Consider the following 25,754-nt stretch of genomic DNA (forward strand, 5'->3'; position numbering starts at 1 on the left):
ATGGGAACTTTAAAGGTCAATGACCATCTGGTGACGCCTGAGAACATGGCTGAGCTGATAAAAATATGTCCCTTCAATGCACTTGAGGATAACAATGGCAAGCTCGAGGTCAATGCTGCCTGCAAGCTTTGCAGGATATGCGTGAACAAAGGGCCCAAAGGTGTCATGGAGTTTCTCGAGGATGAGAAGAGACAGGTTGTAGACAAGAGCCTCTGGAAAGGTATTGCAGTATATGTGGATCATGTGGAGGGAGACATCCATCCAGTTACTATGGAGCTGCTTGGTAAGGCGAAGGAGCTTGCGGCTAAGGTGGGCTTCCCCGTATACGCGCTTTTCCTGGGTCATGGAATAATGGATAAGGCTTCCGAGCTTCTCCACTATGGAGCTGACAGGGTATATGCATATGACCATGAGGAGCTGAAGGATTTCAGAATTGAGCCTTATGCTGCCGCTTTCGAGGATTTCATAAATAATGTCAAGCCATCATCGATACTGGTAGGAGCAACCACAATAGGAAGGTCGCTTGCACCAAGGATCGCAGCCAGGTTCAGGACAGGACTTACGGCTGACTGCACCGTACTTGATATCAAGGAAAATACTGACCTTGTACAGATAAGGCCGGCTTTCGGTGGAAATATCATGGCACAGATAAAGACTCCAAATACGAGGCCGCAGCTTGCTACAGTAAGATACAAGGTAATGAATGCACTTGAGAGGTCTGTTGAGGCTCATGGCGATGTGATTGCCTGCAGCATAGATGAAAGCAAGCTTGCTTCAAGGATAGAGGTCCTTGAGGTAAGGCAGAAGGATAAGGAAACAAGCATTTCGGATGCAGAGACCATAATAGCTGTCGGCAGGGGAATTAAGAGCGAAAAGGACATGGAAATGGTGAGAGAACTTGCAGGTCTGCTTGATGCGCAGATAGCAGGAACAAGGCCTCTGGTAGAGTCCGGGTGGCTTGATTCCAAGAGGCAGGTAGGCTTAAGCGGGCGTACTGTCAAGCCAAAGCTCATAATTACACTGGGGATTTCAGGGTCGGTTCAATTTGCAGCAGGAATGAACGGGTCGGAACATATATTTGCAGTGAACAGCGATGAAAAGGCTTCAATCTTCAATATAGCCCACTATGGAATCGTAGGGGACCTGTATGAGGTGCTGCCGCAGCTCATTGAAAGAATCAAGCTTGAGAAGGGAGCATAAAGATGGGATACAAGATTATAGATGATAGAGATTTGGCTTTTCTCAAGCAGGTGCTTGAAGATGAGAGAGTGTATACAGGAGAGGCTATAAGCGAAGACTATAGCCATGACGAGCTTGGCGGAATAAGCCGGATGCCTGAAGTCATGGTTGAGGTCCTCTCCACTGAAGAAGTGTCTAAGGTCATGAAATATGCGCATGAGAACAACATCCCTGTGGTTATAAGAGGTTCAGGAACTGGCCTGGTCGGAGCCTCAGTGCCCATACATGGCGGAATCATGATGAACATGACCAAGATGACAAGGATCAAGGAACTGGATGAAAACAACCTTACCCTGACGGTGGATCCTGGCGTAATGCTTATGGATATCGCCAAGTATGTAGAGGAAAGGGATTTCTTCTATCCTCCTGATCCAGGCGAGAAAACCGCAACTATCGCCGGCAATATCAACACCAATGCCGGAGGAATGAGAGCTGTAAAGTATGGCGTGACAAGGGACTACGTGCGTGGCCTTGAACTCGTAATGCCAAACGGCGACATCATGAAGGTTGGCGGCAAGGTCGTCAAGAACAGCTCAGGATACAGCATCAAAGACATGGTGTGCGGATCTGAGGGAACCCTTGCAGTAATCACAGAGGCTACACTGAAGCTTCTGCCACTGCCCAAGAAAGTCATCAGCCTTCTGATCCCATTCCCGAACCTTGATATGGCGATAAGCACCGTCCCGAAGATAATTAAGTCAAAGGCGGCACCTACAGCCATAGAGTTCATGCAGAGAGAGGTCATTCTTGCTGCTGAGCAGTTCCTTGACAAGAAATTCCCTGACAATTCATCCGATGCATATCTTCTTCTTTCCTTTGACGGCAACAGCACTGAAGAAATCGAAAGAAGCTATGACATGGTTGCTAAGCTTTGCCTCGAGGAAGGTGCCCTTGATGTGTTCATATCGGACACAGATGAAAGGAAGCAGAGCATCTGGTCCGCAAGAGGTGCATTCCTTGAGGCGGTCAAGGCATCCACAACAGAAATGGATGAATGCGATGTATGTGTCCCGAGGGACAAGGTCGCTGATTTCATCAAGTACACCCACGAACTGGAAACTGAGTTTGATGTCAGGATCAGGAGCTTCGGGCATGCAGGCGACGGAAACCTCCATGTGTACGTTCTTAGAGATGACATGAACGATGAGCAGTGGAAGAAGAAGCTGACTGATGTCTTTGAGTGCATGTACAGCAGGGCACGGAAGCTTGAAGGTGTCGTTTCAGGAGAGCATGGAATAGGCTTCGCCAAGAGACCTTACCTTTTCGAACAGTACGATGAATCCTACATCTCTCTGCTAAAGAACATCAAGCTTGCGTTTGACCCAAGGAACATCCTTAATCCAGGAAAGGTCTGCCAGTAGGCAGAAATGGACTGTTGCATCATAAAAATGCAATCGAATGAGACTGCTATACCAAACATTTAAATATGCCAAAAATACTCCAACGCATAAAGAGTTGTTCGTCCCAGCGCTTTATACGTTGGAGTATTTTATATCTTGAATGCAGTATAAGACAGATCGTATCGCTGTTCCTTGCATTTTCAGGACAAGTTAGTGATTTGCAAAAAACGTCAGCGTTTTAAGTGCCATAATCCTATGTGACTTTTATGTTCTAACTTTGTATACAATATACTATAATGGTTATAAAGAAATTACCTAAGGTATGCGATTGGTGCAGGAATGGTGAAGTTATGAAAAAAATCGGTTTGGTACAGACCAAGGATCAGATAGCTGACGTGCTCAGAGAGTATGTCATATCCGGAAGGCTGGTTCCGGAACAGGAAATCGTGCAGGAAGAGCTGGCTGACAAGCTCCAGCTTTCCAGGACCCCGGTCCGGGAGGCTCTTCAGCTTCTGGAGAAGGAAGGCTATCTGGAGAGGCTATCCAACAGGCATATGAGGGTAAGAGCAATCTCACACGATGAGATAGCCAAGGCTTTCAAGATCATAGCGGGAATTGAGTATGAGCTCATGGATATCATACTTGTCAGGGATATTGATATATCTGGATTGAATGAGAGCTTTGGCAAGTATCTGAATTCCTGTGACACAGAACTGATGCATCAGGCAAGGGTGTATGAGCTTGAACTGCATAGGGCAGTTTCTGAGATTACCGGCTATGGATATCTCGCAAACCTTCATCAGAGGCTTCTTGCAGGTTATCCGGGATATGTGATCATGAAGTCAGATAAAGGACCGGCAGGCCGGGTGAAGAGCGTGAAGCGAATTTTGGAATCTCTCAGTCTCAAAAGAAGGCCTGAGCTGAAGGCTGCTGTCGAGGAGTATTATTCTGATCTGGCTGAGTGCTATGCTAAGTAAACCAGGATGTGAAAAACAATAAAGCTGGTTAGGACGCAGACAAGATAGAGGTATATGTCGTTATTGCGGCGGTTCATTACAAGAAATAGCAAGGGTGCTTATGCTTTCCTCTTAAATAAAGAGTTGTATATGAAAGGACCTCACTGCCAAAGTTTGGCAGTGGGGTCCTTTCTGTTCAAAGCTCGAATGTACGTGTTCTGAAGGCCTCCATCATCTCACTTGTAAGGCTTATCTTGAGCTCAGCTGGTGGGATATCTTCCCTCTCCATCCAGACTCCAAGTGCAAGCTCATCCTCCTCGATGGTTATCTTGTCGTCGCCATCAAGTTCTGCGTAAAAGCCTACAAGCAGTGTGTCGGTAAACGGCCAGGGCTGGCTTTTGTAGAATCTGAGATTCTTTACCTTAAGCCCCACCTCTTCAAAAACCTCTCTTTTCACAGTCTGTTCAAGGGTCTCGCCAATCTCAGCAAAGCCTGCAACGAGGGCATAGTTGGCATATGCACGTCCGGCATACTTTGTAAGGAGCAGCCTGTTACCATCATGCACACCAACTATTACACAGGGTGATATGGTAGGGTAGATCTGAAAGCCGCAGGACTCGCAGTAAAGCATGCGTTCCTTGTCCGAATGGGTCATTGGCTTTCCGCATCTGCTGCAGAATCTATGGTTTGCATACCAACGGTTCAGCTGCCATCCTACAACACCTGCGAATGAACGCCAGTACTTCGGTTCAGTCCTGAATCTGCTGGTACTTACATACGTCCAGCCCTCCACTGAATCCAGTCCTTTTTCATCGGTCAGGTAGTAGTTGATGTCATCAATGCTGAAGAGGAATGTGGCATTCTCCATGAGGTGAGTATGACCTGCCTCGAAATCAAAGAATGAAGGGTACCACAGCTTATCCTTGTCTTCTCTTACAAGAACCTTGTCACCCTCATATGAGAGGAAAAGGTCTGTGGATTCTGGCTTCTTGTTCTTGTAGTTGTTGTCGAATATTCTTGGCTCTATATCCTGTATCATGATAAAACACCTCATCAAATTTATATCTGATTTCATTATACAGCTTCATTCTAACAGAACCATGAAGCTTAACCAACAGAATATCACCTGATGTGAGCTTTCGTGTAATCTTATGTGGATAACTTCAGTAAGGCTGGGGATTATCCAGCGTTTTTCAGCCGCTTTTGATGGAATTGAGGAGGTGATTGGCGGCCGAGGAAAAGGAAGGTCAGGCAAATCAGCATGTCAGGCCGAACCTGTTCGGTGTCGGATAAGTTGACGCAATAAATGGCAAATCGTTGCTTTTTGCGACGAAACATATTGATGAATCTGTCAAATGGCCTGATTTCAGGTCTTTTTTTTATTGGCATGGATATTGCTAAATAGGAATCGTCAATGTAATTGTTTACTTCAAAAAACAAGGAGGGAAAAATGGAAAGATTAGCAATTATGGGAGTCGGATCGCTGGGAACAATACTTGGAGCCCACATAGCACAATCGGGAAGAAAAATCGACCTGATAGATGTCAACAGGGAGCATGTGGATGCGCTGAAGAAGAATGGCGCAAGGGTGATAGGGCAAAAGGAGATGCTTGTTCCGGTTAATGCAATGACACCGGACGAGATGGAAGGAATCTACGACCTGGTATTCTACATGACCAAGCAGACGTACAATGAAGCGGCGTTTGCACAGCTGAAGCCGCATGTGGGGGAAAAGACGATTATCTGCACTCTGCAGAACGGACTTCCGGAAATAGCGGTAGCTGAAGCTTTCGGTGAAAACAGGACTATGGGTGCACCTGTAGGCTGGGGAGCAACGTGGGTTGAGCCCGGAGTATCAAGGCTCACTACAGAAGTCCAGGACATGTTCTTTACACTTGGAACCGTAAACGGGGAAATAACTCCTGAGGTATACGAGATCAAGGAAATACTTGAGTGCATGTGTCCGGTTGAGATCTCGACGAACCTCATGGGTCTGAGATGGGGAAAGCTGCTTATGAACGCTACGTTCAGCGGAGTATCAACAGCGCTTGGATGTAAATTCGGGGATGTCATGGAAAATGACAAGAGCTTCAGGGTGATTCAGGTAGTAGGGAAAGAATGCATCGATGTAAGCAGGGCAGCAGGAATCAGGATGGAGCCATCCCATGGATTTGACTTTGACCAGAGGCTGGATTACTGGGATGAACCGAGCAGGCTTGAGGCGGAGAAGGCATACAGGTTCTTCTGGAGACCTCACCTTGAGCTGGTGGCAAGCATGCTGCAGGACCTTCAGAAGGGCAGGAAGTGCGAGATCGATGCCATAAATGGAGTAGTCTGCGAGACTGGTAGAAAATTCAATGTCCCTACCCCCATGAATGATAAGGTGGTTGAAATAGTAAAGAAGATTGAAAACGGAGAACTGAAGTATGAGTTCTCAAATCTGGATCTCTTCGAGGTCTAGTCGGAAGATAAGTGAAATAACCTTAGGAGGAAAAAATGAGGACAGCAATTTTGGGAGCAGGCTCCCTTGGAACAATAATGGGAGCGGTTGTATCGAAGAATGGCGGAGATGTGGTGCTGGTTGATTCATACAAGGAGCATGTGGACGCACTTAACGAGAAGGGTGCAACTGTAACAGGCTATCTTGACCTGAAGAATATACCCGTAAAGGCAATCACACCAGATCAGATGGACGGCATTTATGATGTGGTCATAGTGCTTCTTAAGCAGACTGCTAATGCGGTAGCGCTAAGAAACCTTTTGCCATTTATAGATGAGAACAGCGTAGTTTGCACATTACAGAACGGAATACCTGAGGAGGCGGTAGCGGAGATAGTCGGAAGCGACAGGACAGTTGGTGGAACAGTTGGCTGGGGCGGCGGATGGATAGCACCTGGAGTATCACAGCTCTACACAAAGCCTGAACACATGAGGATTGAGATCGGCAGCCTTGATGGCGCAATCACTGAGAAGCTTAAAAGGGTTGAAGCGTTCCTGAAATTGGCGGGAGACGTGGAGATCAATACTAACCTGCTGGGTATCAGGTGGTCAAAGCTTCTGATGAACAGCGCATTAAGTGGAATGTCAGCAGCTCTTGGTTGTACCTTCGGAGAGATAATCGACGATGAGAAGGCAGTCAGATGTGCAGCTCATGTTGCTGATGAGCTTATCAGGGTAGCTGACCTTAAGGGAATAGGCCTTGAAGTTATAATACCTGGAAAGGACTTCAATGAACTGAAGTTTGATGACGAATCCGGAAGAGACCATGCGGTGGAATTCCTGAGAGATGTATATTCGGTCCACAGACCTCAGAAGGCCAGCATGATGCAGGATATGGAAAAGGGAAGACCCTGCGAGATTGACTACATCAACGGGATAGTTTCACAAAATGGCGACAAGTTCGGACTTGATACACCATTCAATGACCTGATCGTTAAGATAGTCAAGGAGTTTGAAGCGGGTGAAATACCATTCCCGACAATGAAGAACCTTGAGAGATTCACGGTACCTAAGCTTTAATCTGGCGATTTCAATTGATTTGGCTCATAATAATAAAAAGGAAAGAGGGATACAGTGTTAGGAATAATCGGACTTTTGATAGCAATCTTGATTCTTGCGGTGCTCGCCTACAAGGGAGTAGGAGCACTGCCGCTTACTATAGTAGCAGGTATGGTTGTCATTCTTACAAACGGCATGGGCATATGGGAGTCATTTTCGGAATTCTACATGACCGGCTACCTGAACTTCTTCAAGAACTATTTCTTCATTTTTGCAGCATCCTCACTTTATGCAAAGCTCATGGAAGAATCAGGCGCAGCCATAGCCATAGGCTACAAGTTCGTTGACTGGTTCGGATCAAAGAGGGCAGTCCTCATTGTATATCTGATTACCGTAGTCCTTACCTATGGCGGAATAAGCCTATTCGTAGCCATATTCGCTGTAACACCTATAATCATGGTACTCTTCAAGGAGGCTGACATACCGAGGAGACTCGCAATCGGAGCATTTGTTGCAGGATCGGCAACAGTCAGTATGACAGCAATGCCAGGTACTCCTGCGCTCACAAACGTCATACCTACAAGATTCCTTGGAACATCAATCACTGCTGCTCCGACACTTGGAATAGTTGCGACTATTATGATGTCTGTAATGATCCTTGTATATCTCAAGTGGGAAGAAGGAAGGCTCAGAAAGCTGGGAGAGCATTTCTCCTATATTCCTGGAACTGACCACACAATGTATGAAGTGGACAGGACAACTCTTCCATCGGCAACAATGTCATTCATTCCGCTGGTTATAGTTGTTGGAATGATAATAGGGCTCAAGGGAGTTATACCTACCGCCACAGCGCTTATAGTACTTGCAATGCTTACAGCATCAGCAGTAGCACTTGCTTTCTTCTGGAACAGGATAAAGGACAAGAAGACTACGATAAACACAGGTCTTGGCGGTGCCATAGGCGCCATTGCAGGTCCTTGTGCGGTCGTCGCATTTGGAACACTCGTGCAGAAATCTCCAGCATTCATCGACGTGGTTGCCTGGATCAACAGCTTCCAGATGAACCCTTACTGGACTGGAACCCTTGCTACAGCAATAATATCCGGCGTAACAGGATCATCATCAGGCGGAGTTACAATAACTCTCCAGACCTTTGCTGAACAGTTCAAGGCGTCAGGCGCAAATCTTCCGATACTTCACAGGCTTATCTCGATTGCGGCAGGAAGCCTTGACTCACTTCCACATTCCAGCGGACTCTTCATCATGTTCAGCTGGCTTGGTCTTACACATAAGGAAGGCTACAGGTTCGTTGGAGTCGTATCGGTAATCGTGCCACTTATAACCTTTGTCATACTTACAACTGCTGTCATTGCAATGGGACTTTAACTAGGGTAAATTGAAAGATTCTGAAAGGCTTAACGCCGATCAGAATCTTTTTTATATACTTATCTCATTATGCTTATCAGGATATGCTGATAGGACCAGGATATACTAAGAGATTTTGATGTTTTGCCCGAAGCCCGGCATCAGTCTATGCCATGCTTCTTCATCTTGTCATAAAGTACGCTTCTGTTTATCCCAAGTGCTTCTGCTGCCTTTGTCTTGTTGCCCTTCGATGTAAGGAGTGCTTTTATTATCAGTTCTTTCTCTGCCACATCCTTGAAATCATCCAGTGTCTTAGGGACTTCAGGAGCTGCTGGATTCTCTCCGTTCTTGAATATCTTCTTCATCAGGAATTCGAAGTCATCAACCTCGAGAATTCCGATCCTTTTCATCACAGATGCCCTTTCGATGACATGTTCCAGTTCACGGATGTTGCCCGGCCAGCTGTAGTTCCTGAAAAGCTTCAATGCAGAGCTGTCAATACTTGAGATACCTAATCCATGGGTCCGGTTGATCTTGTCTATGAAGAGCTCGCATAGTGCAGGGATATCCTCATAGCGCTCCCTAAGGGGAGGAATGCTCAGCTCAACTACATTGATCCTGTAGTAAAGGTCTTCCCTGAACTTTCCTGTTCGTACAAGCTCCTCGATGTTCTGGTTTGTGGAGCTGATGACCCTTACGTCTATCTTGATTGTCTTTAGTCCGCCTACCCTCTCTATCTCACGTTCCTGAAGGACCCGCAGCAGCTTTGACTGGAGCTCCAGGGACATCTCACCGATCTCATCAAGGAGTATGGTACCGTTGTTTGCATTCTCGAACTTGCCTATCTTCCCACCCTTCACAGCTCCAGAAAATGCACCATCCTCATAGCCGAACAGCTCTGATTCAAGAAGGTCCTTGGGTATGGCAGCACAGTTTATCTTGACGAACTTGTTCTCATAGCGATTGCTCAGCATATGGATTGCATTCGCGAATACTTCCTTGCCTGTTCCGGTTTCTCCGGTAATAAGGACTGAAACCGGAGAGTCAGCAATCTTTTCCACAACTGATTTTAGCTTCTGCATTGAAATTGAGTTGCTGGCTATTGAATCAATTGAGTAGATCTCTTTCCTCAGCTTCTTTATTTTACTTTTATAAACAAGGTTTTCATTCCTCAGCTTTTCGATGGTTTTGCTCATCTCATCAACTTGTTCCATGCCAAATGTGAAGTTAGAAAGTGCACCCAGAACTTCACCTTTGTCATCCCGAATGAGTATCCTGTTGCAAAAGGTAAGGTCGCCATTTCTCAGTACAAAAACATCACCTATTATCTCTTTACCAGTTTTCAGGACATATGGGAGTTTCGAATTTGGAATTATCTCAAGTATAGGTTTGCCGATATAGTCATCATCATAAATCCCAAGCAGTTCCTTATAGGACCTGCTGATGAAGACTACGTTTGCATTCTCGTCCGTAATTATCGACAGCGGCATCGAGTTAACAGCATGCTTCATAATGTTTTCAATCTTTTCCCTTGATAGATCCAAACCTTTTACCTCCCATGAAAACGAAATCAATTAAAAGTATAACACTACTTTCATGCAAATATACAATTGTGAGGAAATTAACAGTATTTGTTTTTTGTTGGCGCACTAATTGAAGGAGTGTTGTCTTGATATGCCACAATTATTGTCTTGAACTGTCGGATTGGGATACATAATTTTGTCGGTTGTCTTAAAAATTCACTGGGAACACTACAATTGCAGGGATTGGGTGTTTGGCATGGATATTGCTTTATAGGTATTGAGATAAATCATGCACAGCAATGAAGCTGATGCAAAAATACATAACTGAGAGGAGATTAATATGGGAACTGAACTCAAGAACAAGGTAGTCATAACTGCAGCGCTTACTGGTGCTGTTACCAAGAAGGAGCTTAATGAGGCAATACCGCTGACACCGCATGATATAGCAGAGGACGCATATGCATGCTGGAAGGCTGGAGCATCAGTCGTTCATCTTCATATGAGGGATGAGGACGGCAATGGGACAATGGACAGGGAAAGGTTCGCAGAGACAATAAGGCTTCTCAGGGCTCATGAGGACTGTGATGTGGTAATATGTGCGACCTCGTCGGGAGTAACCACATACAGGGCAAATGAAGATGAAAGGATGGAGCATTTCAAAACAATACCTGAAATTGAACTGGGATCCTACGATGCCGGATCTATGAATTTTGGAGGGGCTTTCCTTTTCGACAATAACCCTCAATTCCTGGACAAGCTTGGAAAGACATATCTTGAGAACAACGTTAAGCCGGAGATTGAGATATTCGACATGGGCATGCTTAGCAATGTTGAGTACCACCTCAAGCAGGGCACGCTTGTAGGTCCTCAGTACTATCAGCTGGTGCTCGGTGTAACAGGCGGAATGAAGGCGACAGTTGAGAATCTCGTATATCTCTACAACCATCTTCCTGCAGGCTCCGTATGGTCAGCATTCGGAATAGGGACAGGTCACATGCCGATAATGTATGCTACACTGGCGCTTGGCGGAAACATAAGGGTTGGGCTTGAGGACAACGTCTACTATTCCAAGGGAGTCAAGGCTACAAATGTAATGCTGGTAGAGAGAGCGGTAAAGGCTGTAGAGGTGTTCGGCAAAGAAGTGGCTACATCATCTGAGGCGAGAGAGATCCTTGGATTGAAGCAACTGGAGAGATAGGACCAGACATTCTATTGGTGAGTGATCTGGCATAGCATTGTAAAAAAGTGTCTCATCACTGGGACACTTTTATAATAGCTATAGAATTGTATAGAGTATTTCGAATTTGAGTTTATGGGAGCAAGAGAAGCATGGAATGGAAGGAAGAATATCATAAAAAGCTGAAGACCGCAGCTGAGGCAGTGAAATGCGTAAGATCCGGTGACCGGGTTTTCATAGGCGCAGCGTCCAGCATAGCACAATCCTTAGCAGATGCCCTTTATGAAAGAATGGATGAACTCAAGGGTGTAACGCTCAGTGGAGCACTTATATTAACTCCTCAGAAGTGCTTCGAAAAGAGTGCAAAGGGGCACTTCAGCTTTTCCACCTTCTTTATGGGACCGCAGGAACGAATAGGCTTTGAGAACGGGGTAGTTGAATACTGCTCCATCCATCTGAGCAGGATTGACCATTGGTGCAGGACAGTAGCAAGACCTAACATTGCTTTCCTTGATGTGTCAAAGCCAGATGATGAAGGATATGTAAGCTTTGGAGCCACAGGTCCGGCACTTTTTAGCAGTATTATTGAAGCCTGTGAAACCATAGTCCTGCAGGTAAACGACAGGACTCCTTATGTCTATGGCCAGGAAAGCCGCATGCATATAAGTGAGGTAGACATCATTATCGAGACCAGCCATCAACAGCCATTTGTCAGAGACTCTGAGCCAAATGATGAGGAGAAGGCCATCGCCTCACATATCATAAGCCAAATACCTGACGGTGCTACTATCCAGCTTGGAATAGGCAGGATAGCAGGTGCTGTCGGATACGGGCTTGGAAACCACAGGGACCTTGGAGTACATACTGAGCTCATGACTGATTCAATGAAGTACCTTTATGAAAAAGGCGTTATAACGGGTAGAAAAAAGAGGCTGCTGCCGGGAAAGATGACAGCATCCTTCACATTTGGCTCACCAGAGCTGTATGACTTCCTGGACAGAAATAATGACATGCATTTCGCCCCTTATACCTACGTGAACAATCCTTACACAATAGCCCAGCTCGATGACTTTATGTCAATAAACACTGCGCTTATGGTTGACCTGACAGGACAGGTCTACTCTGAATCTCTTGGAACAACGCAATATAGCGGCACCGGAGGTCAGCTGGATTTTGTCCGCGGAGCACAGATGTCAAAAGGCGGGAAATCCTTTATCGCTCTCTCCTCATCGGTAGATAGCAGGAAGCTAGGGAAAACCAGCAGGATAGTTCTGTCTGCTCCTGCGGGCACTGCAGTAACCACTCCAAGGACCGAAGTCCAGTATGTGGTTACAGAATTCGGGTGTGTTAACCTAAAGGACCTGACGATGCAGAAGCGGGCTCTGGCGCTTATAGAACTGGCACATCCTGACTTTCGTGAGGAACTGATTGAACAGGCGGTTAAGTCGGGTCTTCTGGTTAAAGGGTGATTCGGACAGCTTACTGACTATGAATATTCAGGGAGATTTATTTGGCAAAGGGGTGAAAAAATGGATTCAGATATAAAGGTTGCATTGGTTACTGGTTCAGGAAGAGGCTTGGGGAAGGCAATCGCATTGAAGCTTGCTTCTGAAGGAATAGATATTATCGTGAATGATATGGATGCAAGGACGGCTATGGAGACTGCTGACGAGATAAGGGCATTGGGTAGGAAGGTGCTTGTATCGGGTGCAAATGTTGCGGATGCGGTCCAGGTTGAAGAAATGTTCGAGGATATCAATGAATGCTTCGGAAGACTGGATATTCTTGTGAATAATGCCGGTATAACCAGGGACAGCACGTTCCTGAAGATGACATCGGAGCAGTGGCATCAGGTTCTTGATATCAACCTGACAGGAGTGTTCAACTGCACGAAGCCTGCTGCGATTATGATGAAGAATGCTGGTAGCGGTAAAATTGTGAACCTGTCTTCCATTGCAGCCCAGAACGGAAACATCGGTCAGGCGAACTATTCGGCTACAAAAGCTGCTGTCATAGGAATAACAAAGACGCTTGCTAGAGAACTTGCGGTGTATAATATTAATGTAAACGCAGTTGCACCAGGACTAATTAGGACTCCGATGACTGATGCGATTCCTGAAAAGGTCATGGCAATGATGATTGACTCCATACCTCTTAAAAGGGTAGGGAAGCCTGAAGACATAGCCAACCTTGTCAGGTTCCTCACTTCAGAAGACTCAACATATATTACAGGTCAGGTCATAGGGTGCAATGGCGGCTGGTACATGTAGCATTCGTCTAACAGGGGGGGGGAAAATCAATGAAGGAAGTTGTTATTGTCAGTGCTTCAAGGACACCAATAGGAAGCTTCATGGGTGCTTTTTCTGATGTACAGGCTAAGACTCTTGGTGCTGTGAGCCTAAGGGAAACAATCAGAAGGTCGGGAATTGATCCGAGGATTATCGATGAAGTGATAATCGGAAATATCAGCGGGACTGACCCCAAGGGCAATCCTGCAAGGGAAGCGGCACTTGATGCCGGGGTTCCAATAGAGGTACCCGTTTTCACAGTCAACAAGAACTGCGCATCCAGCATAAAGAGCGTATCCCTGGCTGCTGCATTGATCAAGGCCGGAGAGGCTGACATAATGCTTGCTGGTGGTATGGAAAACATGACCAGAATTCCCTACATAATTAGAAATGCCCGCAAGGGACTCAGAATGGGTAAGGACACCATAGATGATCTCTTGTCAGACCTTCTTGAGGGAATGGGAATGACAGCAGAGCGGCTTGTGGAAATGTATAATATCAGCCGTGAGGAGCAGGACAGGTTCGCTTATTCCAGCCAGATGAAGGCGGCTAAAGCCATGGAATCGGGAGCTTTCGATGATGAGATAATTCCTGTGGATGTAATCACCAGGAAAGGTACTGTCACAATATCAAAGGATGAGGGTGTAAAGCCGGGCACTACGCTTGAAGGACTTGCAAAGCTAAGGGCTACCTTCAAGAAGGATGGAACTGTGACTGCCGGAAATTCATCAACAATAAATGATGCAGGCGCATCGGTGCTTCTGATGAGCGGTGATAAGGCAAAGGAGCTTCAGCTTAAGCCCATGGCTAAAGTTGTAGGCTGGGCATCTGCAGGCTGTGACCCGGACATCATGGGAATCGGACCCGTACCTGCAACCAGGAAGCTTCTTGATAAGACTGGAATGAAGCTTTCTGACTTCGGACTTGTAGAGCTTAATGAGGCGTTTGCTGCACAGAGCCTTGCGGTACTCCGGGAACTTGATTTCGACATTGACAAAGTTAACGTAAATGGCGGAGGAATTGCCCTTGGTCATCCTACTGGAGCTACAGGGTCTGTACTGATAACAAAGCTCATATATGCAATGAAGAAACGCAATGTGGAAACAGGCCTTGTCACACTTTGCATTGGCGGAGGCCAGGGCATGTCCATTGCGATTGAGAACATGTAACTAGCTATTTTGGCTGTCGAACATTATGTAGTAACAGCATAATTACTGGGGGGCATTATGAAGAGGAAAATTGCAGTGATCGACGCTACCAGAGTTTCGCTGGCGCCTGTAGACAATACAGTGGCGTCACTATATCCTGAGCTTGATGTGATCCACCTCATGGATGAGGGGATGTCTGTGCTTGCAAAGGAAGAGGGCAGGATTTCTGGAGCGAATCTTTCCAGAATGGTTTCACTTATAAATCGGGCGGAGAGTCTGGGAGTTGAGGGAATACTTCTCTCATGCACCATATTTTCCCCTTATATTGAGATCCTAAGGTCATTTGCTGACATACCCATAGTTGCTGCTGATGTTGCGATGTTTGAAAAGGCAGCGACGGACTACAACAATATTGGCGTGGTAATTACCTTCCAGCCTACAGTAAAAAGCGTATCAGCGGTACTTGAGAAGTGCAGAGAAAAGGGAATGGAATTCAATGCTGAGATAAGGGTAGCCGAAGGCGCATTCTCTGCGCTTGCTGGAGGAAATGAAGACGAGCACAATAGGCTTGTCTCCGAATGCGCAAGAAGCCTTTCTGAAACCTGTGATGCAGTGGTCCTGGCACAGATGTCCCATATGCGTGTCGTTCCATTGCTTTCTGACCTCAAGGTTCCATTGCTAACGAGTCCGCCTGTCAGTTTGAGGCTGCTTATGGATATGATTGAAGAGAGAGAAGTCTGACCAGAACAGAAGGGTAGCTTGAATAAACTTAAAACTTCATAGAATTGCAAAGAATCCCGAAACGAGCATTAAAATAAGCTTGCTTCGGGATTCTTTTATAAGCTCATTTTGCTATCTTGTCTCAGACCTTACAACTTTAGCAAACCATAAAAGAGATTTGTGGTAAATCATGCTAGAGACTTGCTGTGGAATGCTAAAAATTTCTAATGTATCAGAGGGATGACAATTTTAACATCAATGTAATGTGCCATTAGAATTGTTTTTGGAATTACAAATCCAATATTGGTGGTATAATTTACTGGTCGGAAAAATGAAATTGGAACTGAGGAGTTAGTATGAACAAGAAAGATATATTGGAGCTTAAAAGAAGGCTTAAGAAGGATTACTGCACGTTCAGCAAGGTTTGCGGCTGCTATGTCAATGGAGAGAAGAATATCATACTCAAATTCCGGGAGAACTTCCTGAATCTTGAGGAGGCTGAGTACCATAAGTACCTGGATATCTCTAACAAGGTGCTTTCCGGGACTGTTGGAAACAACCTGCTAGAGCTGAATTTCCCGATTGGAGGGGCTGATTCCAATGAGAGGCAGATTTCGCTGATGCAGCTTAAGAACAGCCAGCTGAAGGATGATGATATTCTGGACGAGTTCTACCAACTGGTAATTGAAAACTATGAGTATACAGGCAACTTCATCATCCTGATCTACCATGACAGGTATGATGTCATGACCAGGACAAAGGACAACATCAAGCTCGATGAGTCCGAGGAGACTTTTGAATATGTGCTTTGTGCGATTTGCCCTGTCACACTTACTGACCCGGGACTTAGCTACTCGGATGCTGAAAACAGGATCAAGGCGCGCCACAGGGACTGGGTTGTGGATGTACCAACAAATGGCTTCCTGTTTCCTGCATTCATAGACAGAAGCTCGGATGTAAACTCTGTTATCTACTACACGAAGAATGCCAAGGACCCGCATCCGGAGATTATGGAGACTGTGCTTGGATGCCCTGAAAAGCAGACTACAGCCATTATAAAGGATTCTTTCCATGCGATGGTTGTTGATGCCTTCGGTGGTGATGATGAAAAGGGTGATTTGGTGTACCTGGAGCTTCAGGAAAACATCAATGCCATGGTTGAGGAGTTCGATGCAAACTATGGAGATACCGACGCCGATCCGATTACCCTGACTGCCAAGGATATCCAGGAACTTTTGGAGGATTGCGGAGTTTCTGGAGAAATTGCAGAAGAACTTGAAAAGGCATTCTCGGAGTATTTCGAGGATGGATTCCCTTTGGCAGAGACTCTGATTGATAATAAAGCCCTTAAGGCAAATGAGCAGAGGAAGAAGGAGGGCAGGTTAATCAAGCAGGTTGAGACTCTACAGGGAAAGCTTGAGGAAATGAAGCAGATGACTGAAGATGTGGAAAGGTCAGAAGACGTTGGACAGGCTGAAACTGTCCAGGATGCTGCCATTTCTGAGTTTGATATTGTGCTTCATGTTAACCCGGAGAAGGTACCATACATCAAGGCCAGGGTGATTGACGGGCAGAAATGCATTATAATCCCTGTTAATGATGAGGAGCAGGCTACAGTAAACGGAAAGACTGGCCTGATATAGGAACAAGGAGATGCAGATTTACTTCCATTGAAAGCAGTTTCGCATCTCCATGTTTCAGTCAGGATAATTCGGATGATTCAGTGCTGTGTGCATTAAGTAAAACTATTAGCCTGGTGGAGGCATTCCCTCTCGTATGCATCCTGAACTTCCCTGATTATAGTGGATTCATAATAGAGCGTGTCGTTCAGTGACTTTAGCTTCATGATACCCATGATGCTGTTTGTAAGGAAAGCGCTGTCTGCTGACATTAGGTCTGCTTCAGTGAACCTTCCCTCAATGACGGTGAAGTGGTCTATGACAAATCTCCTTACGATACCGTCAAGCAGCCCGCAATCTAGGGATGGTGAAAATACTTTGCTCCCTTTTATGAAGAAAATATTCGAAAAGCTGCCTTCAGCAAGGAACCCCTGGGTATTCAGGAACAAGACTTCATCGAATCCGGAACCTAAGAACTTTTCATGCTCCAATATATTATCCAGGTAATTCAGGGATTTCAAATAGACAAGGGGTGAGGTCTCGTTTCTCCTGACTGAGCTTATTGCAGCACTGAAGCCATTCGTATAATGCCCTTCGGTATATCTGCTGCTTCTTGTTGTGAATAGGGTGTTCTTTTCGGTAACCATAAGCTTCAATACGCTGTTTGTACATTGAAGCCTTTGAGCTGCATCCAGTACCTCAACCTTGCTGATTGACTTATCAATACCGATAGTTTTTAGACTTTTGTTTATCCTGTCCAGATGTTGCTGGAGGAAAAGAGGCTGGTCCTTTACAAGCATGGTCTCAAACAGACCTCTTCCAAAGCAAAAACCGCTGTCAAGATTGATTATCTCAGAATTTTCCGGTTTGCCGTTCAATAGGATCATAGCGTTTCCCCTCCTTCCAGCGCTCTCATTAGTGCACGGGCCTTGTCCAGCGTCTCATCGTACTCTGCATACTTTTCAGACTCCCATGTTATACCGCCGCCGACTCCAAAGTTTGCTATCCTATCCTTCATAAGTATGGTCCTGATTATTATATTGAAGTCAGCATTGCCATCAAAGCCAAAATAGCCAAGGCAACCTGTATATATGTTTCTTCGTGTTGGCTCAAGCTCTTCGATCACTTCCATTGACCTGACCTTGGGTGCACCGGTGATTGATCCGCCTGGGAAGCATGTCCCTATGCAGTCTACGGCAGAAAACCCTTTCTTCAGTTCACCTGTAACTGTGGAAACCAGATGAAATACTGTGCTGTACTCCTCAAGCTTGAAAAGCTCTGTCACCTTTACTGTATGCGGTTTGCATACCCGGCTTAGGTCATTTCGCTCAAGGTCCACTATCATTAGCAGTTCTGACTTGTCCTTCTCACTGCTTAAAAGCTCCTGCCTGTTAAGGGCGTCTTCAATCTCATTCCTGCCCCTTGGTCTAGTACCTTTAATCGGCCTTGTTTCAACCTTGTTGTCCTGAACCTTAAGGAACCTCTCAGGTGAAGAGGAAACTATGCTGAAGCCTTCAAAATTCATGAAGGCTGAAAATGGTGCCGGATTGATACGTCTGAGGTACCTGTAAACCTCGTATGGATCCTTTTCTGTCTCGCATCGGAACTTCTGGGTCAGATTCGTTATGTAGACATCCCCCGATCTTATATAGGACCTCACCTTTTCAACCCTGTCTGCATACTCATCCTTGCTTAGGTTCGCGATGAATTCCACTTTTCTTGCTGTTGGCTCCGAAGCAGCCTGCCTGATACCACCTGAAATTGCATCTTTCAAGCGCCTGAGACTGGTCTCCTTTTCAGAGAGCATTCCTAAGGCTGCTATATAGGTCTTCTTTTCTAGGTTGTCGGTTATAATGACGTTGTCATAGAAATAAAAATAGCAGTCAGGTGTCTTTACCTCTTCTGCTGCTGTAGCAGGGATCTTCTCCAGTATCCTTCCGAAGTCATAGGAAAAGAATCCCATGGCTCCGGCAACATATGGAAGGCTTGTATCGTTATCTACCTTGTAGATATTGAGCAGTTTCTTAAGCATGTCCAACGGATCTCCGGCAACCTTGTTTCCGTCAATGAAGCAGCGGCCTTCTTCATATTTGAAGGTAGTGAACGGATTAATCCCAATGAAAGAATATCTTCCAATAGGGTCGACTTTCATGCTGCTCTCAAGAAGGGTGACTGTCCTGTCATCCCTGAATATTGAATATATGTCGAAGGCATCCAGGTCTGAAGCTATTTCTTCAATCAATGGTCTCATTATGACGCCTCCTGTTGAAGCCTTTTGCTTCTTCGATGAAATTTCTGAGCATCTCATGTCCGAATTCAGTGAGTTCTGCTTCCGGATGAAACTGTACTCCTTCAAGCAGGAATTCCTTATGCCTGATTCCCATGATTACCCCATCTATGGTTCTGGCAGTGACTTCGAAGCATGTTGGAAGTGAATCCTCATCCACTATAAGTGAATGGTACCTTGTAACCTCGACAGGATTCCAGATGCCAGCAAACATACCTTTGTTGTCATGTACTACCTTGGATATTTTCCCGTGCATCGGTTCGTTTCCCCAGATAATCTTTGCTCCGAATGAATGGGCTATGCACTGATAACCCAGGCATATCCCAAGAATTGGAATCCTTCCGCTGAAGCTCCTTACGATCTCAAGGCATATACCTGCCTGCTCAGGAGACTTGGGACCTGGTGAGATAACAATCGCTTCAGGATTCATCTCTTCAACATCCTCGATGCTGAGTTTGTCATTCCTGAAGACCGATACATCAGCATCGAGCTCTTCGAGATACCGTACCAGGTTATAGACGAATGAATCATAGTTATCTATCATCAGAATCAAAAAACACCACTCCCGGTTTTGTTTTATATTTAGAACGGAATAATTCTGGATATTTTAGAGATATAATTTCGGTTATTGAACGCTTGTTATGCTATTTATTCGATAGGAAGATATAATTAGCTTGGATGGACTAATCCTAAGCTGATCTGGTGAAAGCTGCCGTAACAACTATTTTTCTTGTTTCTATTTATAGGAGCATCAAGTGCAGTTAAGTCCGATTATTTCATGCAGTTTTTACGATGTATTGCAGCCACTTTACGGAAGTATAACAGTTATCGCATTTTTAAGTTTCGGGGGCTTGAAGGATGAAATATTACTGCAAAGAGCAAATCCTACTCGTTTGGTTATTTTACCAGATACAATATATTCTGTCTCCATATGAAGTTGGAAATCATATGAGTAATAGAACGTTAGACAGCAAAAAATTTATTAAAATTCGTAAGCATATCAGCACGTTTGTTTTAGAACATTCAAAGTTATTGGCAGAAGAAACTAAGAAGTTTCTTTTGAATGAAAGTAACTTGGAAGATATTCTTACTTATCTGGAAGAAGTCAATTCAGAATATTTAATCCGAGAAAACCAAAAGAACTCTGAAGCTTCAGGATTGCTTTCAAAATTTGATGAGAAGGAATCAAAAGCATTCAATGAATTTTTGGAGAGCATAAATGGGGGCGATGGTAGCAGGATATCTATGGATAAAGGATCTTGTGTGATAGACATCCGAGAAACTGAAGCCCTCATGATGTCAATTATATTGGAGAATGCCTATGGAGAAAATATAGAAAGTGACATTTTATGGGATCATGCTGAATTGTCAAAATCAGATGACACATATCTGCTTGAACTTGTTTGTTCCGATTATCTCGATGGCGAAGACATTTTGGGCAAGATTTCGTTTAGCACCATGAGCCTGAATATTCAGTTGTACAACTATACTCTTTCTGTAGTCAGCAGAGGGAATTCGGTGCCATGGGATACTCTCACTGGATTGCTGGGTGAGATTGAAGCAAAGAGGAGTCTTGGATCTGAATATATCAATGAAAAAGAAGAAGAATTACTACCGTTGTGTAACCTTGAGCTTTTCAGGCCTTCAATTTTCGATACAGTTGAGTTTGATGATTCACAGTATGAAAAATTGACTATCTACATCGAGAGATCCAATTGCCAAAAGCTGCTGCCTATCCTTGATTCCATCCGGAAGTCTGAAACGAAGAAACGAAGACAAAAATATATTAAAGAATTCAAGAATGAGATAATCAAATTTCAATATGAACCTTTATGGAGATCCATTTTTGATGATGTGAAGGCTGCGGCAAGTGAATATCCATCAAAGGCGGAAGTTCTATGTGAACAGGTACAGCTTAAAGACATCAGATCTGTCGTTTCAAAGAAGTTTTTCGATGCAGGATTTCAAGGAGAATATCCGCATTTCAGGAAAATGGGGAGCCTTGATAGACTGCATTTGGCAGAAATAAACGGGATTACCTATTGGGTAGGATATGAAAAAAATATGGCAAGCTATGTGGATTGTATGGAATTCTGTTATGACGGGACACTGACACTCTACTTCGTTATAGGGATAATTCTATTAAAGCCAGATAAACTTGATACCTTTAACAAGCTGGATGCATTCAGTGGTTTCTTTCATGATAGAGCTAGAAGAACGGGTAAAGTGCTCTGCGGTTATATTCCAAAAATGCTGCCGGATTCAAGCCGAGACCTTGGTGACTTGTTAGAAACAGTATCAATTGCAATTAAAAAGTCAATGTTTCAGAAGCTGTCTGGAAGTGAAAGGAAAAACCTCAACAAGTATGATATTGATAAAAAAAGCATATTAATGATCGGCCTCATATGGACAATAGCAGGAATATTATATGGATTTATGATGACTGTATCATTCATGATCTTTGAACTGATAGTTGGATTGATAGATTCATCGGGATCAATTAGCGAAGCATGGGCTTTTTTTATTCAGACTCCCTGGTGGATTTTCTTTGCAGGTACCTCATTTGGTTTCGGAATACTAATGTTAATTATCTCTCTTTTTGCACAAAGGTCGTAGTGATTTTATAGATTAGCATGTAGATTGCTCTCTGAATACATTCCCACTTCAATGCCACCTTCCACACATCCTGTAAACTTGAATCAATTCTACAGGATGTGCTACGAGAGTGGTAAACTAATTCATGATCATTGACCTTTGAAGTGGTAAACTAACTGACTACTATTCACATGCAGATTTTCATCGAAGGTGCTGCTGCATTTCTTGCTGCTTATAATATGGATGTTAACGCACTTAAGAAGCTCCGTGATGATTTTTTTAGTAGGGTTATAGCTTTGCAAAAATGGATAAGGAAGAGTGGTGGTATACTGTGTTAGGAATTATCGGATTATTGATAGCAATCCTGGTTCTTGTGGTCTTAGCCTATAAGGGAGTAGGTGCATTTCCAATTACAATAATAGCAGGCTTCATTGTAATCCTGACTAATGGTATGGATCTCTGGGAATCATTTTCAGAAGTCTATATGAACGGATACCTTGGCTTTTTCAAGAATTACTTCTTCATTTTTGCGGCTTCATCTCTCTATGCCAAGCTGATGGAGGAATCCGGGGCTGCAGTATCCATAGGCTACAAGTTTGTTGACTGGTTTGGTTCAAAAAGGACTGTGCTTATCGTATTTATGATTACTGTCGTCCTGACATATGGAGGCATAAACCTATTCATAGCAATATTTGCTGTAACACCTATAATAATGGTTCTCTTCAAGGAGGCTGATATCCCAAGGCGACTGGCTATAGGAGTTTTTGTGGCTGGCTCTGGTACAATAAGCATGTCAGCTTTACCTGGATCCCCAGCACTTGCGAATGTCATACCTACCAGATTTCTTGGAACTTCAATAACTGCGGCACCTGTTCTTGGAATCATAGCAGCAATAATGATGACTGTAATGATACTTGTATACCTGAAATGGGAAGAGAAGAGACTTAGGAAGGCGGGAGAACATTTTTCATATATCCCTGGAACAGACCATAAGATCTATGAGGTGGATAGAAACTCGCTTCCGCCAGCAGGAATATCATTCATTCCGCTTGCTATTGTGATAGGAATGATCATAGGGTTCAAAGAAATCATACCTAATGCCGCTGCGCTAATTGTCCTTGCTATGATAACAGCATCTGCAGCGGTTCTTGCTTTCTTCTGGAGCAGAATCAAGGACAAGAAGACTACAATCAATATTGGTTTAAGTGGCGCGATTGGTGCCATTGCAGGACCCTGTGCAGTAGTAGCATTTGGAGCCATCGTTCAAAAGTCATCATCCTTTATCGATGTTGTAGGTTGGATTAACGGCCTCCGTATGAATCCCTACTGGACGAGCACCATTGCGACAGCGATAATGTCAGGTGTAACAGGTTCAGCATCGGGGGGACTGACAATCACATTACAGACCTTTGCTGAGCAGTTTAAGACTTCAGGCGCGAATCTGTCAATACTCCACAGGCTCATCTCGATTGCATCAGGAAGCCTTGGCTCGCTTCCGCATGGCTCCGGATTTTTTCTTATGTTCGAATGGCTTGGACTAACACACAAGGAATGCTACAGGTTTGTCGGAGTAGTGGCAGTCATCATTCCGCTTATAACCTTCGTTGTGCTTACAACGGCAGTTATTGCGATGGGGTTGTAGTGACCTTGAAAAGAAAGACTAATGTCAGATTCTTTAACCATCGGTGAAAAAGAAATATGTCAGGAAAACAAGCCACCTCGAATCACTTAAGTCAGTGAAGCGAGGTGGCATTTTATTAATATTCAAGTTTGACATGTATGCGGCTATTTTTTGGTATAGCTCTTCGAATCACCATCATCTTGTGTTATAGTCAATGTTTTTCCATTAATCTTAATAGGATCCTGATAAACCTCACCCTGAACCGTAACCTGCAGTTCGCCATTTTCCATAAGCTTAAATGTGCCAGGATATTGGCCTCCAATCATCACTTTGCCATCTGCAAAGAACTCTATGCTCTTAACCGGAAGTCCTACGACTATCTTTGCATCGTCTTCGGTCCATACACCGATGAGATCCGACTGCTTTATGGCAGATGAACAGCTTACCAACATCAGAATTAGTATCAATGATAGTAATCTACTAATTTTCGAAGATTTCATCTTCAAAACCCCCTTCTGAGTCTGATGAACTTCGACACGATTATGTTTACCTTTATTTTCACACTGATTGGGATTCTTTTTCACCAATCTGTTCTTCCTGCTGAAAAAACTTTCCCCAAAGGTAATATCTTCTACTTCAATATTACTGAATTTCTAAACGACGGAAATTTCCGGTAGCAGCCACTTTACATTTACGCCAAAACAAACCCAGCCAACAATGGTGAGTTACTCTGATTGCTCTTTTTTGAATAAGGCTTCCAGTTTTTGACAAATAAAAGTCAAACTCTTATTTTCAACTTCATTCTGTACCTTTATTGTTCAAGATACAATAGAATCAAAATGAATTTACATTCGAAGGTATATCATTATTAATTGTCATAAAACGTTAACACACGTTTAACAAAAGAATTTAACTAGAGCTTTTCTGAAAGCAAAATGGACAATGTCAAACCAATCCTGATTTGACATTGTCATTTATTGTTGGCGCTATTTAATTACTGCTGTTTGTATAAAACTGTGTCTAGAATACCATCGGTGCTATGAGTGTTGCCAGGAGTATTATGAATGCTCCTCCAAGCCTTGAGGATATCTGTGCGAATGGCATAAGCTCCATCCTGTGAGCTGCTGTGAGAACCGCAACGTCTCCTGTTCCACCCATGTTAGCCATGCAGAGGCCGGCAGTTAATGCAGATTCGATCGGATAGAAGCCCATGAGCTTTCCTACTATCATGGTTCCGACTACAGCTCCAAGGACTACAAGGAAGCAGAGGAATATGTAGAGAGGTGTCATTGCTGCAAGTACCTGTCCAAGGTCTGTGTAGGCTATGCCGATACCCATGAGAAGCGCTGCTGTCCAGTTCTTTGCAACGAAGTTGTACCATACTGCACAAGCCTTCTCAAACTTCCTTGGAAGAAGGTTAAGTGCCTTTGCAACTGCAACAGATATTATCATCCATGCATAGGAGTGTATGTCTACTCCGGTAACCTTCTTGAAGAGACTTGCCACGATTACGCCGAATACGAAGAATACGCATGCGATTGCTATTCCTACTCCATAGTCTGAGAGCTCAAGCTTTTCGTTTTGATCTTCCTTCTCGTGAAGCTCCTCATCTCCAACTTCCATGAGCTTTCCGTTTCCTGTAAGCTCTGGTCTTGCCTTTCCAAGCTTATCAAGGAGTCCGCCGGCAACTATTGCCATCGCGTTTCCAAGTGCGACTGCAGGAACAAGCTTTGAGAGTATCTGTTCAGCTGGGATTCCAAGTCCGTTTGCAAATACCTGCGATATTGGAACCGCACCTGCTCCCATTCCGCCTCCCATTATTGGGATTCCGATGTAAGCTATGGATTCTCCTGGTGCCTGGCCGAACAGAAGTCCACCGAGTGCAACGAATGCAAGGGATACGACTACTCCACCGATTATGGTCGGGAAGTATCTGAGCGAAGCCTTTATGAGAAGCTTCTTGTTCATTCCAAGTATGGATCCTGTTATAAGTGCTGCGATGTAGAAATCGAGGAATCCGCCACCCTTCATGAAGGTGTTGACGTTCTTTACCACCGATTCCGGAAGAATATTGTAGTAAGCGAGTGCAGCAGATCCGAAGATGATTACGATCGGGCCGCCGCCGAAGAATGTCTTTACGATCGGAGTGTTGTTTCCTATGACGTCAAGCAGAGCTCCGACAATCATCATGAAGGCGAATGCACCGATCATTCCTGCAGGAAGAATGTCCATTACGATGGCTACGATTAAGATTGCGAGTAATACTAAGTAGAGCGGCAGGCTGATACCCATGATTTTGTAGTCTTTCATTATTTCCCTCCAATATATTATTAACCTTGCGGTTAGCTGGACGAGGTAGTGAAAATTGAGAAATGGGA

General features: G+C 44.4%; 21 protein-coding genes. 14 read left to right on the forward strand and 7 right to left on the reverse strand.

Annotated features, from left to right (window positions below; all coding sequences use genetic code 11):
- From J2Z34_RS00490 to J2Z34_RS00500, 3 genes are all read left to right on the forward strand, one after another.
- The gene (locus J2Z34_RS00490; RefSeq protein ID WP_209457876.1) at window positions 1-1,200 is read left to right on the forward strand and encodes an electron transfer flavoprotein subunit alpha/FixB family protein; all 1,200 of its coding nucleotides are present in this window, start codon (window positions 1-3) and stop codon (window positions 1,198-1,200) included.
- Between the two features lie 2 nt (window positions 1,201-1,202).
- The gene (locus J2Z34_RS00495) at window positions 1,203-2,600 is read left to right on the forward strand and encodes an FAD-binding oxidoreductase (protein ID WP_209457877.1); all 1,398 of its coding nucleotides are present in this window, start codon (window positions 1,203-1,205) and stop codon (window positions 2,598-2,600) included.
- A gap of 329 nt (window positions 2,601-2,929) precedes the next feature.
- Complete coding sequence (locus J2Z34_RS00500; RefSeq protein WP_209457878.1) at window positions 2,930-3,556, forward strand: GntR family transcriptional regulator; 627 nt, start codon at window positions 2,930-2,932, stop codon at window positions 3,554-3,556.
- A gap of 175 nt (window positions 3,557-3,731) precedes the next feature.
- On the opposite strand, the gene nudC is transcribed toward J2Z34_RS00500, so the two are convergent.
- On the reverse strand, window positions 3,732-4,574 hold the full coding sequence (gene nudC / locus J2Z34_RS00505) for an NAD(+) diphosphatase (RefSeq protein ID WP_209457879.1): 843 nt from the start codon (window positions 4,572-4,574) through the stop codon (window positions 3,732-3,734).
- Between the two features lie 411 nt (window positions 4,575-4,985).
- On the opposite strand from nudC, the gene J2Z34_RS00510 reads away from it, so the two are divergent.
- Genes J2Z34_RS00510 through J2Z34_RS00520 form a run of 3 tightly spaced genes read left to right on the forward strand, consistent with a single transcriptional unit; the run spans window position 4,986 to window position 8,419 of the window.
- The gene (locus tag J2Z34_RS00510; protein ID WP_209457880.1) at window positions 4,986-5,996 is read left to right on the forward strand and encodes a ketopantoate reductase family protein; all 1,011 of its coding nucleotides are present in this window, start codon (window positions 4,986-4,988) and stop codon (window positions 5,994-5,996) included.
- A 35-nt stretch (window positions 5,997-6,031) separates the two neighbouring features.
- Window positions 6,032-7,054, forward strand: a complete 1,023-nt coding sequence (locus tag J2Z34_RS00515; RefSeq protein WP_209457881.1) for a ketopantoate reductase family protein — start codon at window positions 6,032-6,034, stop codon at window positions 7,052-7,054.
- Between the two features lie 54 nt (window positions 7,055-7,108).
- A complete protein-coding gene (locus tag J2Z34_RS00520) occupies window positions 7,109-8,419 on the forward strand; it encodes a GntP family permease (protein ID WP_209457882.1) in 1,311 nt (436 codons plus the stop codon).
- Window positions 8,420-8,559: 140 nt separating this feature from the next.
- Here the strand turns inward: J2Z34_RS00520 and J2Z34_RS00525 are convergent, their stop codons facing one another.
- Complete coding sequence (locus J2Z34_RS00525; RefSeq protein ID WP_209457883.1) at window positions 8,560-9,942, reverse strand: sigma-54 interaction domain-containing protein; 1,383 nt, start codon at window positions 9,940-9,942, stop codon at window positions 8,560-8,562.
- Between the two features lie 319 nt (window positions 9,943-10,261).
- On the opposite strand from J2Z34_RS00525, the gene J2Z34_RS00530 reads away from it, so the two are divergent.
- The 6 genes from J2Z34_RS00530 (at window position 10,262) to J2Z34_RS00555 (ending at window position 16,897) form a co-directional block, all read left to right on the forward strand.
- Entirely contained in the window at window positions 10,262-11,119 is an 858-nt protein-coding gene (locus J2Z34_RS00530; protein WP_209457884.1) for a beta-keto acid cleavage family enzyme, read from the forward strand.
- A gap of 131 nt (window positions 11,120-11,250) precedes the next feature.
- A complete protein-coding gene (locus J2Z34_RS00535) occupies window positions 11,251-12,567 on the forward strand; it encodes an acetyl-CoA hydrolase/transferase family protein (protein ID WP_209457885.1) in 1,317 nt (438 codons plus the stop codon).
- Between the two features lie 60 nt (window positions 12,568-12,627).
- Window positions 12,628-13,368 carry a 3-oxoacyl-ACP reductase FabG gene (gene fabG / locus J2Z34_RS00540; protein ID WP_209457886.1) on the forward strand — a complete coding sequence of 247 codons (741 nt, stop codon included), beginning with the start codon at window positions 12,628-12,630 and terminating at the stop codon, window positions 13,366-13,368.
- A gap of 29 nt (window positions 13,369-13,397) precedes the next feature.
- On the forward strand, window positions 13,398-14,555 hold the full coding sequence (locus J2Z34_RS00545; RefSeq protein ID WP_209457887.1) for a thiolase family protein: 1,158 nt from the start codon (window positions 13,398-13,400) through the stop codon (window positions 14,553-14,555).
- A gap of 57 nt (window positions 14,556-14,612) precedes the next feature.
- Window positions 14,613-15,275 carry an aspartate/glutamate racemase family protein gene (locus J2Z34_RS00550; protein ID WP_209457888.1) on the forward strand — a complete coding sequence of 221 codons (663 nt, stop codon included), beginning with the start codon at window positions 14,613-14,615 and terminating at the stop codon, window positions 15,273-15,275.
- Window positions 15,276-15,610: 335 nt separating this feature from the next.
- On the forward strand, window positions 15,611-16,897 hold the full coding sequence (locus J2Z34_RS00555) for a DUF4317 domain-containing protein (protein WP_209457889.1): 1,287 nt from the start codon (window positions 15,611-15,613) through the stop codon (window positions 16,895-16,897).
- A 92-nt stretch (window positions 16,898-16,989) separates the two neighbouring features.
- Here J2Z34_RS00555 and J2Z34_RS00560 read toward each other — a convergent pair whose 3' ends face one another.
- The 3 genes from J2Z34_RS00560 to J2Z34_RS00570 are packed head-to-tail and all read right to left on the reverse strand — an operon-like array spanning window position 16,990 to window position 19,713.
- Complete coding sequence (locus J2Z34_RS00560) at window positions 16,990-17,760, reverse strand: aminotransferase class IV (RefSeq protein ID WP_209457890.1); 771 nt, start codon at window positions 17,758-17,760, stop codon at window positions 16,990-16,992.
- Entirely contained in the window at window positions 17,757-19,124 is a 1,368-nt protein-coding gene (gene pabB, locus J2Z34_RS00565) for an aminodeoxychorismate synthase component I (protein WP_209457891.1), read from the reverse strand. Before pabB ends, J2Z34_RS00560 begins: the two co-directional genes overlap by 4 nt.
- Complete coding sequence (locus J2Z34_RS00570; protein WP_209457892.1) at window positions 19,108-19,713, reverse strand: anthranilate synthase component II; 606 nt, start codon at window positions 19,711-19,713, stop codon at window positions 19,108-19,110. Before J2Z34_RS00570 ends, pabB begins: the two co-directional genes overlap by 17 nt.
- Window positions 19,714-20,018: 305 nt before the next feature.
- Between J2Z34_RS00570 and J2Z34_RS00575 the strand changes: the two genes are divergently transcribed.
- Both J2Z34_RS00575 and J2Z34_RS00580 read left to right on the forward strand, forming a co-directional pair.
- Window positions 20,019-21,776 (forward strand): DUF3878 family protein, encoded by a 1,758-nt coding sequence (locus J2Z34_RS00575; RefSeq protein WP_209457893.1) that lies wholly within the window; start codon window positions 20,019-20,021, stop codon window positions 21,774-21,776.
- A gap of 310 nt (window positions 21,777-22,086) precedes the next feature.
- Window positions 22,087-23,397 carry a GntP family permease gene (locus J2Z34_RS00580; protein ID WP_209457894.1) on the forward strand — a complete coding sequence of 437 codons (1,311 nt, stop codon included), beginning with the start codon at window positions 22,087-22,089 and terminating at the stop codon, window positions 23,395-23,397.
- 143 nt (window positions 23,398-23,540) lie between these two features.
- Here J2Z34_RS00580 and J2Z34_RS00585 read toward each other — a convergent pair whose 3' ends face one another.
- Together J2Z34_RS00585 and J2Z34_RS00590 are read right to left on the reverse strand one after the other, a co-directional pair.
- Window positions 23,541-23,828: a hypothetical protein gene (locus tag J2Z34_RS00585; RefSeq protein WP_209457895.1), complete on the reverse strand. Its 288-nt coding sequence runs from the start codon at window positions 23,826-23,828 to the stop codon at window positions 23,541-23,543.
- A gap of 568 nt (window positions 23,829-24,396) precedes the next feature.
- Window positions 24,397-25,686 (reverse strand): 2-hydroxycarboxylate transporter family protein, encoded by a 1,290-nt coding sequence (locus J2Z34_RS00590; RefSeq protein ID WP_209457896.1) that lies wholly within the window; start codon window positions 25,684-25,686, stop codon window positions 24,397-24,399.
- Window positions 25,687-25,754 lie beyond the last annotated feature (68 nt).

Origin of the sequence: Youngiibacter multivorans (assembly GCF_017873395.1) — a bacterium.
GTDB lineage: Bacteria > Bacillota > Clostridia > Clostridiales > Clostridiaceae > Youngiibacter > Youngiibacter multivorans.